The organism is Kistimonas asteriae (assembly GCF_018263925.1).
GTDB classification, from domain to species: domain Bacteria; phylum Pseudomonadota; class Gammaproteobacteria; order Pseudomonadales; family Endozoicomonadaceae; genus Kistimonas; species Kistimonas asteriae.
On the sequence record NZ_JAEVHF010000014.1, the window covers coordinates 71912 to 86543 of the forward strand.

3 protein-coding genes are annotated in these 14632 nt (G+C 47.1%); 1 reads left to right on the plus strand and 2 read right to left on the minus strand.

Annotated features, from left to right (window positions below):
• Positions 1-157 precede the first annotated feature (157 nt).
• Positions 158-811: an adenylate kinase gene (adk, locus tag KHS78_RS15825; RefSeq protein WP_211829443.1), complete on the minus strand. Its 654-nt coding sequence runs from the start codon at positions 809-811 to the stop codon at positions 158-160.
• Between the two features lie 494 nt (positions 812-1305).
• Between adk and KHS78_RS15830 the strand changes: the two genes are divergently transcribed.
• Complete coding sequence (locus tag KHS78_RS15830) at positions 1306-11679, plus strand: DUF3638 domain-containing protein (RefSeq protein WP_211829444.1); 10374 nt, start codon at positions 1306-1308, stop codon at positions 11677-11679.
• Positions 11680-11964: 285 nt separating this feature from the next.
• Here KHS78_RS15830 and ppc read toward each other — a convergent pair whose 3' ends face one another.
• Entirely contained in the window at positions 11965-14598 is a 2634-nt protein-coding gene (ppc, locus tag KHS78_RS15835) for a phosphoenolpyruvate carboxylase (protein ID WP_211829445.1), read from the minus strand.
• Positions 14599-14632 lie beyond the last annotated feature (34 nt).

Below are 14632 nucleotides of genomic sequence, written 5' to 3' on the forward strand. Positions count from 1 at the left end.
TTGCGGCGGATTATACGTTGAAAAAACGATCAGGCCGATAAGGGATTAAACAACAAGCAGGTTGGCGTTGATAACGGCGATGACAAACGTATCATCCATGTCAGTCGCAGAAAAAAGGCTGGTCGTAGAGAACACTACGCCAGCCCTTTACACTCGATCAAGACTGCAGTGCGGAAAGAACAGCAGCAGTGATATTTTCTACAGAACCAACACCTTCTACGCGGGAGTAGCGCGGTGCGTCGGCACCGGATTCTGCCATCTCAGTATAGAATCGAACCAGCGGCAGAGTTTGTTCATGATAGACAGCGAGACGCTTGCGAACAGTGTCTTCGTTATCGTCATCACGCTGAATCAGCGGCTCACCGGTGACATCATCCTTACCGTCTTCTTTCGGTGGATTGTAGACCACATGGTACACGCGACCGCTGCCCGGATGAACACGACGACCGCTCATGCGCTTGACGATCTCTTCGTCTTCCACCGCGATTTCCAGCACGTTATCAATGGCCACGCCGGCATCACGCAGCGCCTCAGCCTGAGGAATGGTGCGGGGGAAACCGTCAAACAGGAAGCCCTTGGCGCAGTCATCCGCCTGAATACGTTCCTTGACAAGATCAATGATGATTTCATCCGACACCAGCTGACCGGCATCCATCACGGCTTTAACTTTCAGCCCCAGCGGCGATTCCGCCTTGATGGCAGCACGCAGCATATCGCCCGTGGAAATCTGGGGAATACCAAACTTCTCACAGATGAACTGGGCCTGAGTCCCCTTTCCAGCGCCAGGTGCGCCAAGCAGAATGACACGCATGTAAAATGCTCCTCGGATGTGACCGGTACGGCTTTACCACCTCAGCCCCCATTCTGCTGAAACAGAACTGTGCGTGATAAAAACCACTCAATGTCCAGCAAAGCTGACGATAGCAAAAACAGCTAACGATACACAGGACCGATGATCAGCACAAGGTCATGAAAAAACATTGTATTCAACCGATGAAAGGTTGCATGGCAGTGACAAACATGTGCCGCGTAGCGTTGATTCTGGACGCAAACAATTACGTCAACTCCACTTACAGGCAACAACGTTTTCAAACGAAAACGAAGGTTGCGTCAAATCGGCCTGCTCCCGAATGTTAGGCTGGCTGACTCAATCGACAGCCAGCCCAACAAAAACCCTAACATTCAGAAACCCCTCTTCTTTAATAAATTTTCCGGGTGAACTTAACCACCAATTAAAAATCAGAACTATTACTCACAATTTTTTACCTATTTACTCTTTAACTAATAGGAAGAGGAAACCGATCCATGGATAACTCACCCGTCGTTATACAACAGACCCCAGGCATTCAAGATACTCCTATTGACCATCCGCAATCCGAAAACCTATTAGGTTCTTTTGCAGGAAAACTGGTCGTCGTCGTAGAAGCCGTTAAAGCACTGATTATTAAAATCATTACAAACGTTGCACTGGTTATCGGAATTATTGCCCTAGCTTGTAGAATGTGTCGAGAATTGGGTGCAGACGATTATGATAAAGAAGAGTTTCCTATTCATCTGTGTAAACTGCAAAAGTTCCTCCTTGGTGCGGTTGAAGAAAAGCGGGAGCCAACGGTTAAAACAGAGTCAGGTCATCCCTTACCAGCGCCAACATCTGAGGGTCTACCTCCCTTTACAACAGCAGACCCTGATGAGTTACATCACACATGCTTGACACCGGACGATGTCAGCCCGACAAAATTACCGGCTTTGCCCAGACCTACCCACCCTGACAGTCAAGAGGAAAAATTGCGCCGCGGTATCTCAGGCCTGAAGGTGGTGGCCGACGAATATTTCCCAGCGATTTTGGACAGTTTGCATGTGGATGAGCGTGATCTGCGCAATGCACAAACAACATTAAAAATACCTGACGTAATAACCTATGATGAGATTCCTGACGTTCTCAGGAAAATCGGTCAAACAGAACCACTTCCGCTAAGAAAAATGATTACCCTTTATTTAGGCAACCAGGAACCACCAATACCTCCTGAGATGGCCTTGGCAATGTTAACAAGTGCCAAAATTGTCAAGGAATCAGAAATTGATGAGCCCATAAACATTGAAGACATTCCCCGAAAACTTAAAGGATTAAAAACCAGTTTATCTCAAATAGGTTACGAAATACCCGAAACCTTTCCAGTCAACATTCCTGCCTTGATGCATGCACTGGACATAGCCTCCCCCTTTCAAAACATACAGGATCCAAACGGCAGAAAAGAACCTATTCGGGTACTCGATTTCATCATCAGTGCTATAGAAACGTGCCGAAGAGAACATTACATTCAAGATTATCAAGCCGGCATTTTTTGTAGCGCATTAGCCTGCACGCAGAATTATTACCATTGGTTTACAGAGCTACAAAACAAACAGCATGCGGAATTTGTCAAAATGAAGCGACAAATATTAAACCAGATGGTAGTCGACCTCGACAGACACAACCTATTGTTTATTCCCTGCAACAACGGCAATGATCTTCTTCAGCTAATACTTGATCGAAGCAACCCCAAAAAACCGATGATCAGGGGAACAATACTCAATATTAAAATAAAGAAAGATGAACATGACGAAACCGTAAAAACACGCAAGATTGAGATCACGGAAGAACGTGCAAGAATTAAAAGCATCACACTGGAGCCTGTAGCTTATAAGAAACTGGCAGACTCCAACTTCATGGATATATTACTGCTAGGTCAATTAGAGTCTTCACAATGGATCGCATCATGGCCGGGAGACACCTCATTTGATGGAGAGGAACACACCTGTAAACGCTATCAGTATGCTTATTTTCTTCCATTAATCAAAGAGTATTTCTCAACCAGGGAAAGAGCCATTATAAAAGCGCAGCTTTATGAAGACATTGAAGCCACAATAGACCAAACACTGGAAAGAATACCTATTGCTGCGCAGGCTGTGAAAAGCAGGCAATCTAACATACCTGAGCTCGTTTGCTATTACAGAAGAGTGGATACCACCCTTGATAAAGCCGGACACGCGAGCATACCTGTCGATTTGAGAGAGAGGCTGGCACAACGCCTCTTTGCACGTACCGAATCATTTGGCAGCATTGCTGAGAGTCACGTGCCACTCCCTGCCCGCCTGCCCAGTAACGAAAAGACTGTCGTATTTCCAATGGTGGATACAGGTTCTGCAGGACACACCTATAGATATGACAATCGACATTACGTAGCTGGAAAATGGCAAACACTACCCACCTATCAAGCTGGTGAGAATGTTTTTGATTATCTTGGCCGATATCACACAGCCCTTGATGTATTGTCCAGACACTCGTCAATTACTCACAATGGCGGTACGTTTAAAGAATTCCACACGCAGCAAGCCCTTCTCTGTTTGTGCGAACAACTGCCGGATGCCTCCAGTCCCGCATGGAATAAAGACCACTATTCCGAGGTAAGGGACTTCAAGCCATTATTTACGACATTGACACAATTGCTTACAACCAGCTTTGTCTCTGCAAACGGTATCGAAGAACCCTCTGCCCATGAAGCAGTACTTGTTTTCAAACTCTTCGCCATCTCCTTGAAGCTGCGTATGGAATATTATGATGGTAAAAGTGAAGAGAAACTCGCTGATGATACAATGAGGCATGGCAAACTATTAGTGCATCACTACGCCACAGACATGCTTTATCAGTTTGAAAAAATACGAAAGTATGTGGCACTAACATCCATTGAAGATAGGGAAACCCTCCATACATCACTGCATTGCATAAGAGGCCTTGCCAAGCTTAAAAAAGGAAAGCCTGATAAAGAATATGTACTTTTGAGCCCCGCCGATCATATGAACCTCTTACGTCTTAAAATGAGGACTGAGATCCCCATGGAGACCTGGAGCATACCGCAAGTCATGGCATTGGGTCCAATCAGTGCTCCCCCGCCGGGCACGACCCCCAAAGGTAATACTGACATAATTTTGCTGACGGATTTATTAAACAGGCACCTTGCTTTCGCTGTCGAAATATACGTCAAAACACAAATAGACCCAGCTTACTATACGAAAACTTATTATCATGAAATGAAAAGGTTCAAGCTATTTTCGTGCGATGAAGATGCTGAAATAATGTATCACTATCTAAATAGAGATTTTGAGTCTATCAGAAATAATCCGAAGCTTTTTGATTGTCTAACTCGCTATTTTTATTGTTCCAAGGGCTTCACCGGAAGACCATGCACCAATATGTCATGGCGCTCACATGGCAACCTGGAACTTGATGGCTACTTCACAAAAATTTATGAAGAGTATCCTGCAGAACTGGCCAATTATTATGTACTCAGGGAACTAAAAGACGCCACAGTGCTAGTATGTGGACCTAATGAACGCAATTCAATGCGTCATTATCGCGTAGACAAACAAGCGGAATACCGTTACACCGAAGAAGGTGACGCAGAAGAAATATCCGTAAAATACAGCTTCAAACACTATAAAACAGGTGAATCCGATGACACAGACTTTAACACACAATTTTATTTAACAAACGCCTCCAGCAAACTGGCCAATAAGCGCCGTGTACATACACGTTCGAGGGCGATAGAAACTGCTCAAGACATAATGCAACACCATATAGGAAAAACTCAAAATGCATTATATCAGGGGGACCGCGAGCTTAAACAACCCTTAATGAGAATGAGTGAGAGCTTCTATTATTCGAATGAAACTCGATCCTCTGAGGATATCCCCCGTGATATGCTCTTACAGTATCGCTGCGTGTTCCAGGTGCCTTACGTTGACAACCATCAGCACCTTCTGAGCTTCATGGACAAGTTCGCGCCCTATTTGTCACACCCTACCATCAAGGCACTCGTTGAATTGGCCTGGTTTGGTGATTGCCGTAAAGATGACACCGAGGATGACTATACCGATCCCGCCGAACCAAGAACGATAATGGATCTCGTCATACGCAAAAACCAGGATGCTATAACGTTCATCGAGCAAATGACTGAGCTCTTCAAAAAAATGAAGATTAATGAAACCAATCCTGACAGGGAAAAATATACAGGCGGCTACGGTCAGTTAGTCAATGCCTCGAGATTATTCGTCCTGAAAATAGTCGCTGGCGCCATAAACCATATGTCATTCCACCCCAATGCACAGATATCTCAGGATGTCATACAACAGGTAAAGGGATTGTATATCCGCATCTTGGATGAGGAAGTCGACAACTTGCCTCAAGACATACAAAGCCCTAAAGATCACGAAGCGTTTAATCACACCTGCATGGCCCTGATGGGAACCCTTGCCGATGTTTACCCCTGCGGCTTTGAAGATGTGCAAAACAAAGCAGTCGATATTCTGGCACTGATTGTCCATGACAACACGTGGGATGTCAGCTTCCCAACCTACTTGAGAAAATACAGTAGCGGACTGCTGGGACAGGAGGCTAATGCCGCATTACGTGCCATACGGTATATTGAGCCCGACTACATCAAGCAGGCCGATGCAACGTCTCGTAAAAAACCAAGAAAAGCCCTAAAACAAACAGAACTAACCATTGGCCCTGATACTTACACAATAATCCCAATGTACAAAGTGCCTGCTGAACTGAAAGAGGCCATGAGTGATGCTAAAAGTTCAGCGCCACTGCCAACATTGTCTTACTGTCGCCATCCATCCGATCGGTCTCAGCCAGACACGATTTTCATTGTCAACACGGACACCCGTGTTGTTGTTGCTACGTTTGACACTCGGTCAGGTAAACTATTAAGAGCCACTCCCATAAGGGAAGGCGCTACCGAGTTCCCGGAAGCAAGGAGGAATTTCAGTAGAGCCAGTAATGATTATAAAACGATCAGCGACTTTGCGCGCCCCGCTGGGCGCGACAGTGTCTGTATTCTTTGGACTGACAGACGATCAAACAAGCCTGTTGCTCTTGAGACACTTAACGGTGAATGGCAATTTCAGGTAAAGGACAATACTCGTTGGGAAACCAATGCTTATCCCGGTTATTTTGTTACATCGATAACCACGACTACACTGCACCTTGCCGCAGATAATAATCCCAATGCAAGAAAGTTCATTTTAAAAGAAAAGGGACGTTACTTCTGCTATGACATGGATGGTAACGGCAATATCTCTGGATACCCTGATGGCAATGAATCCATGGCAGCTTACTTGTTCTATAAATTTAAGCAGCCTGGTCAAACTGATTACCATTACATCGCTCAATGCCAATCGATTATTGCAGAATTCAGACAATCGAGCTGGGTATTTGAGGATGACTGGCAAAGAGAACTCAATGCGCTGTTTTCCAATGGCGGCCTAACAAGCAAGCCCTTTGTATGCTTACTTGTCCTCAAACTGGCAGCTTGCCAATACTTGAACAATCCAGAGCGGCTGGCATATAAGCTTGAATATCAAGAAGTCTTCGGAATGCAGCAAATGTATGTCGGTTACCTGGCAAAAAGAACAAGCCTGAATGTCAGCGATCGATTAACAATCGAAGAAGAAAAAGTACTCCTGCAGGCCATGGCAAACAAGGCTAACGAACAGTTGGTCCCCAAACGCTACCGCAAACGAGATCTTCAACAGAGGCCATACCTTATCTCTCAACTCGTTATTGAGCGTAGCCGCTGCCTTGATAATGAACTGTACAACCAACTCCGCCACTGGCCGTTCATCATGCCAGAGTTTCCTGATATTTTTCGGGATGGCTGCTGCCCTAGATTCAGCATACTGCGCAGGACATGGCCTAAAGACAAACACTGGGAACATGATTTAAGCCTTTTACCCAGCCATATGCTACAAAGCCAACATACAATGGACATCATCTGGGGCAGGAAAGCAGATAAACCATTACCCAGACCGGTAGGCGCTGGACTAGCGCCTGATCGCGAAGGGTTCCTCAGTAACACGCTTCATTACTACGAAATCGCCCGAAATCGAAGGCACCCCGAACGCCCACAACTTAAACAGTTTTTGGACCAGATTGTTGTGGGAGATCAGTATGTACAAAATTTAACCCTGTTTCTTCAGTTAGTGCTTCAAAAACCCTCAAAATTTGGCCCTGCAGAACTCCCACCCGGAAGTGATCTCGCCCCTCAACCAGAGAACTACAATCTGCCCGCAAATTATGATGATCAGGTTGTTAGTTATAAGCGCAGGTACTGGCGATACTCCTATGAAAGGAAGTTCACGCGCAATTACCGTGACGAAGACCCCTATTACCCCAAGGCCAGGGCCTATCTCCGTGACTGCGAATACCATGAGTATCGCCAAAAACCATTAGGGAGGCTGTCCTGGTACTTCTACAAAGCTTATGGACAGAATGGGGAACAGCTTCAAGCACGTGTGGAACTCAAGGAATTTGACCGTTCACACCTGCTCAGTAATCAACATAGGATGCGATTGCCGGGCATCGGAAAATATCGCTTGAATTATACTGACACGCCACCTTGTGAACTCGTTGAATACCAGCCTCTGGTGTGGGAATCCCGCGAGGGTGATGCCACTGACTCATTCCAGACAGCGCTTGGTAACTTGCATGCCCAGCATGGTCATCTTGCCCAAGGCTGCATAGCATTGCTCACCCCGATTGATCCAGGGGAAAAAGCTCAACAACTGCAAGCGAAAATGGACAAAGCCGCAGAGCTCAGAGGACAGATTAAAACAGCTAACGATGCTTCTGATGACGATGCTTCTGATGACGATGTTTCTGATGACGACGACAAGACCCCTAATCCTTGCCTTAAATACCCGCTTGATCGCTTAGTGAAAGGCTTGGAAATACATGAGTCGCAGATTGCACAAGACAAGGCAAAGAGGAGTTACCGCCTGGGCACAACGTGTACGGAGATCAACACCTCTCTGCCAAGGCTCGAAAGGCACATCAAAGAGCGTTCAGAACAACTGAGAGATCAAGTTGAGAAACTTGAAAAGGATTTATTGGCACAACTCAGAGACTTTGACACCCTGGATACAGCTATTCGTCATCGACTCAAAACATTCAAACCAATAACCATACTAGAACTTGCCTCCATTGTCGGTAAAGGCCGTGAGAGTCAATTGGCCGCTCTGCACCCTGAATGGGATGACGTGAAACGTCATCAGATTTTTCTGCAGTGCATCGAATACTTGCTCCATAGTACCGAGTTACAGCACATGGAACGTATTCTGCCTCAATGTGCCAAAATGCAGGCATTGATCACTAAGATCGAAAAAGAGACAAGTTCGGACTGCCTCACCGATGAAGCGAAACTATTCCAGGAGCAACTGGTCAGCCTGATGGTGCAGGACAGGGCCTACTGTGGTGATTCGGCAGACAACCAGGCCAGGCTAGAATTCCTGTTGTTTGAGTACATCATGAACATCCGTATTCGAGCGGATCAGGTTGAATCATGCAAAAAACTGGATGAACATATCAGAGTCAATGCTGAAATTCCTACAGGCTCTGGAAAATCGACATTAATCTTGCCCTATCTCTGCTACAAAGCCTATCTTGATGGAAAGATTCCCATCCTGGTCGTCCCCCCAGAGCTGATCGAACAACAAAAAGGCATTTTGAAGCATGGGCTGTGCAAAATGTTTGATACCGACCTCTCAGAACTGCATTTCGAGAGGGAACGTGCCCGTGATCCACATTATATCGATGCGCTGCTTAATCGACTTAAAACAGATTATCGCCAAAAGCACATCATTCTTTGCAGAATGAATGAACTCCATTCAATCATTTGTCTGCAGAAAAAGGAAATACTCTTCCAGATTGCATTTTCTGACCGCGATAAAACCATTTTAAATAACGCACTAAGAAAGCTTGATGAATTACAATGTTTCATTGAAGACAATTGCAACTTCATAATTGATGAATCCAGAACCAATTTTAACCCCAATCACAGTTACGATTACGCAGTGGGCGAACAGGTTCCACAGTCTGATGTCACACAGGCTGCAATGAAACATATTTTCCAGGTCATTCATCAACATTTAAAAGATGAATACATGCTGGACTTTATGGGCGCAATGAATACTGGACAAACCATCATTACAGCTGATGTGTACAGTGAAACGGTTAGTAAAAAACTCGCAGAGAATTTAATTCCTCTTTTCTTAACACAATCCGTAAATGAGTTGAGTCGCAATAAAAAACTGCTGGATTGCCTGGCCGACACTGGACAAAACTTTACCGTGCCACTCTCTGAGCAAGATGCACGCAATATTAAGGAGACTCTGTCTCGATTAATGCTCCTTGATCTAACCATGCAGCATCTGGATCCAGATAATGAGCGTAGCGTACTCACTGCATTTCTGGACCGTCACCGTGAGCGGCCGCTGTATGCTACTGTGCGTGAAGTGGTAGGGACCAAAATGGGAAATACCCTTTGCCGTAAAGTGGATGACAGTTATGGTCTTAATGAGGAATCCACACGCGTTGTCCCCTATACCAATGGCGTACCCAAGCCTACCTCTGAGTTTGGCTCTCCACTGGTTAATACAATTTTGACGGTACAGGCATTCCTGTTCACGCCAATCAATAGAACCATGATAAGTCATTGGACCACTAAACTACGCCAGTTGGAGCAAGATCTACCACTTGAGGAGATTCAGGATCATACCCAGATGCAACTGTTCTTCAAAATAGTTCAGCAATGCAAATCATTACGCGCGGCCATTCCATCCAACCTGACAACGATTGACCTTGATCACATCTGCGACTATCTAAACAAGCCTGAAAGCTTTGAACTTAAGCTGGAATACATTTGCGATGTCATATTGCCAGCGATGAAAATGTATCAGCGAAAGGTGACCAGTTCATCATTCTCTATTGTCAGCTTCTGTACCCGCCTGAAAACAGCATCCGGTACCGTTGAAGTCAATGTACTTCCAAAAGAACTGATGACCCTTGAGGCGGAACAGGCTCCCATCCCGAACCTTATGCAATTACTGCAAGGAAAATGGGATAAGCCGGCACTGCGCATTGATGCGACGGATGATGAGAAACAACGCCTTCTCAATATCGTGAGACAATGCCCCAATGCCACTGTCATCATCGATGCCGGTGATTGCTTCCGTTCCCTCAGTCACCACGAGATTGCTGATTGCCTGCATGATGAAATCTATATAAAGGGCAGCAGCTCCGAAATGTCGAAAAAAGACGGCATATTGGTCTTCGATCACAATGGCGTTGCCTGGGTCAAAAAGCGTATTGGTGGCAAGCTGGTATTGTTTGAAAATTGCGGTATCGCACCAGATAGGGTTGCCATCGCGATGCAAAAGAATAAGGCCGAAGGGACTGACTGGAAAATGTCCCTTGACGCACATGGCGTAGTCACAGTTGATAGAACCACAGACCTCTCCTTGATGATCCAGGCAGCCGGAAGGATGCGACAACTACAGAAAGGCCAGTCTGTGGAGCTTGCCTATATGAGGGAACAGGAAGCATTACTCTTAGGCGCGGACGAAACGGAATTCGAATCATCCAAACCTGAAGGAGATTGTACCAATGGTGTACTGGTTAGTTATCTGGCCAGGGTCGAAGGGCAGCGCATGATGAAACAAGCGGTTCCGCTACTGAGTAACTTTATGCGAGCAAAGCTGGAACAGGTACTTTATACCGACTTCCCACGCGAAATAAACTTTAGTGAGAGATCAATAGTAAAGCTTGTTAAAAGAACGAAGGAATTTCTGGTACCGTTAACACATACCAGTTCACTGGACCTTCTTGGAAGTGAGCAAGTCACTATTAGTTTGGATGAAATGGCTGACCGGGTATTTAATCAGTTTATCCCTGTAATCAATGATGCGAGATCAGTTCATTCCTACCTTAGAACCCATCTCGACCAAGCCAGGTTACGTAGGGAGTATGATGAGTTCATTGCAATGATTGTTTTACCCAAAACCTTTGAAACCTTATCGGGGGTCATCAGCAACGCTGCTGATTTAACATCAGAAGTGACTGTCACCCAGGAGAAAGAGCAGGAAGTTGAAGTTGAAGTAACACCCGTTGCAATCCCATTAGAACTAGACTACAAGATTTATGAACCTGTTCATTGGGATGGCAACTTCCTGGATTGGACAAAACACAAAACCCCGGAATTCCGTGTTGGAAGCACACAGGTTTATTTTGGCCCTAATACAATACAATTTGCAAAAGCGAGCCGATTCAAACCTGGCACAATCGAACCAATGAATAAAAAATATCACAAACCCATTGATCACGCGATGTATTTCCAATGTGAGGGTGAAGCCCATGACAAGCTATTTGTGGGTGATATTGAAGACATGAAGCGAGTAAAGCAATATCTGGACGATCACTCGACAGAAACTGTATTGCAGCCCCCTCAAGATGGATCCCCACAACCCGGCACGAGCACACAACCGGTTAAAACAAAACGAATCTGGCAACTTGATGGTATTACAGACGGGTGTTACATACATGAAGGAAGCCACATTATAATGGCATTTTGTAATGGCAGATTCGCCGCGGCAGAAGATGATGATAAACGTCGGATTATGCTGTTACTTAAACTAAGCGCAAATATTGACAGGTTACCTAGCAAGGCCGATAAAGAAGCACTCCGTTTCTGGATGGAGCAATCACCTGAGGAAGGCGAAAAAGTCAAAGCTTATCTTGAACGCATTCGAAAGAGTAATAGTAAAATGAGTAGAGCTATAGCATATATATACAAAGACTAAAAAAATGTCGTCGTAGTAACATACATCAATAAAAACTACGGCGACTATTTTTATCTCGTGATCAACTCTGATGAATCATTCAAAAGTTCGCTTTAGAGAGATAATTCAACAGTATATTATCTCGATAAGATCCGAAGCCTATTAATTGATCCTATAAATACAACACAGGGCTCATTCAAAATAACCGTATCGGCAAATAGTATTTATCCAGAGCAGCCATCAATATGCGGGTTAATACTCGTCAAATATTCCCCCGGCCAAGCCGGGGGAATATCGCCGTCTGTGTTAACCGGTGTTACGCATACCCGCAGCAATACCGGCAATCGTCAGCATGAGCGCCCTTTCCACAGCCGGGTTAACAGAATCCGGTTGATGCCTGCCACGGAAAAGCAGCTCTGCCTGCAGGACATGCAAAGGGTCTGAATACGGATTGCGTAATTCTATCGCCTGACGCACCCAGGGATCCTGCTCCAAAAATGGATGGCCATCCTTGAGTTCAACCATCACCGCCACAGCCTCGGCCAGCAACTGCCGAAGCGTCTGCCCCAGATAACGCAGGTTTTCCGGTACCAGACATTCTTCGTAATATTCCGCAGTCTCAGCATCAGACTTCAGATAGACCATTTCCAGCAGCTCCAGACGGGCACGGAAAAAGGGCCATTGACGAATCATTTCTGCCAACACAGTCTTGTGGCCTGACTCAATAGCGCGACGCAATGCCACACCGCTCCCCAGCCAGGCGGGTAACATTAAACGACACTGTGTCCAGGCAAAGATCCAGGGTATGGCCCGCAGGCTTTCAACACCACCGTCAGGACGACGCTTCGCCGGACGACTCCCCAGTGGTAACTTACCCAGCTCCTGCTCTGGTGTCGCCGCCCGGAAATACGGTACAAAATCCGGCTCCTCACGGACAATACCACGGTAAGTCGCCAGGGAATCCTGCGTCATCTGATCCATGAGCTGGCGCCATGCCGGTTCAGGGGCAGGCGGTGGCAGCAGTGTTGCTTCCAGCGTTGCACTGGCATAGAGAGAAAGACTTTGCACTGCAATCGCAGGGAAACCAAACTTGAACCGAATCATTTCACCCTGCTCTGTCACCCGCAGGTAGCCGGCTACAGAACCGGGTGGCTGAGAGAGGATCGCAGCATGTGCCGGGCCACCACCGCGCCCTACGGTACCACCACGACCATGAAACAGTGTCAGACCAATGCCTGCTTTCTCGCAGATAGCCGTCAGCCCTTCCATTGCCCGGTACTGTGCCCAGGCGGCCGCCATCTGACCGGCATCCTTGGCGGAATCGGAATAGCCGATCATAACCATCTGTCGATTACCGGCATAATCACGGTACCATGGCAATGACAGCAGCGTCTGCATGGCGGTTTCGGCATGCTCCAGATCCGACAGGGTCTCAAACAGCGGGGCGACCGGCATATTGAAACGACAGCCCGTTTCCCGAAGCAGCAAAATGACCGACAACACATCTGACGGTTCACGCGCCATGGAGATGACATAGGATCCCAGGCGCTCCTGCTGCTGTGTCGCGATCACACGGCAAGTATCCAATACTTCCTGCACGTCATCGGACGGCTGCCAGTCCAGGGGGATTAACGGTCGACGATTGTCCAGTTCTGTCAGCAGAAACGTCTGCCGTTCCTGCTCGGTCCATTGAGCATAATCACCCAGGCCAAGATATCGGGTCAGTTCCGAGAAAACCCCCGTATGACGCCCAGCTTCCTGACGAATATCCAGCCTGACCAGTCCCAGCCCGAAACAACGGGCACGCCGCAGGGTATCCAGTAATGGACCACGGGCAATGACCGACAGCCCCACATCACAGAGGGAGTCATAGCAAAGCTGAAGTGGCGCAACCAGCGCATCATCACACTCCAGGATACCGTCATCTGACGCATCACGACCAGCCAGCTTCTGTTCACAATAACGCCGTGTCGCCTTGAGGCCTTCCCGTAATTCCTTCAGCACCAAGCGATAAGGTTCATGACTGCCACGGGCCTGATAACTCAACTCCGACGAACACTCGGCCATGGACAGTTCACTGATCAACGGCTGTAGCTCCCGGAGAAACATATCCGCCGCCATCCAGCGACTCAGCAATAACACTTCACGAGTAACGGCCGCCGTAACGTTCGGATTCCCGTCACGATCACCGCCCATCCAGGAGGCGAACCGAACCGGCATGGCATCCTGAGGCAGGTGGTACCCGGTATGTTGATACAGTCGCTCATCAAGCTGCCTTACAAACTCGGGTAGCGCATGCCAGAGTGAGTGCTCTACCGTGGCATACCCCCACTTGGCTTCATCAACAGGTGTTGGGCGATGGCTACGTATTTCCTCGGTGTGCCAAATCTGACTGATCAACTGTTCAAGGCGATTGACCAGGCGTTCACGCTCCCTGGGTAACAGATCCGAATGCTCCATTTGGGTCAGGCACTCGGTAATTTCAGAGTGCTTCTGAATAACGGTTCTGCGAGTCACTTCTGTAGGGTGGGCGGTAAGCACCAGCTCGATGGTCATTGCCGCTACGCTGTCGCGAATCTGTTCCGGTGTGAACTGTCGAGCCTTGAGGCGAACAAAGAGGTCGTCCAGTGTGTCCGGTACACAGACATCCTGCTCACACTGACGGGAAACGGTGTGGAACTGTTCAGCGATATTCGCGAGATTTAGAAACTGGGTAAAGGCACGTGTGACCGGGACCAGCTGACTATCGTCAAGGTTTTTCAGCAGGCTCACCAACTTGGCATGATCAGCCTCATTGCCTTCACGACCGGATTTGGACAAGTGGCGGATCTGCTCGATCCGGTCAAGAAACTCATCACCCAAATGGGCCTTGATGGTATGGCCCAGCAACTCCCCCATCAGGTGGACATTGCTTTTGAGTGCAGACTGCTCACTGGTCATAAACCTTCATTCCTGTCCGGATTGGTTCAACAAG

Coding starts and splice junctions, on each gene's coding strand:
- adk (WP_211829443.1), bottom strand. CDS start 811: ATGCGTGTCATTCTGCTTGGCGCACCTGGCGCTGGAAAGGGGACTCAG.
- KHS78_RS15830 (WP_211829444.1), top strand. CDS start 1,306: ATGGATAACTCACCCGTCGTTATACAACAGACCCCAGGCATTCAAGAT.
- ppc (WP_211829445.1), bottom strand. CDS start 14,598: ATGACCAGTGAGCAGTCTGCACTCAAAAGCAATGTCCACCTGATGGGG.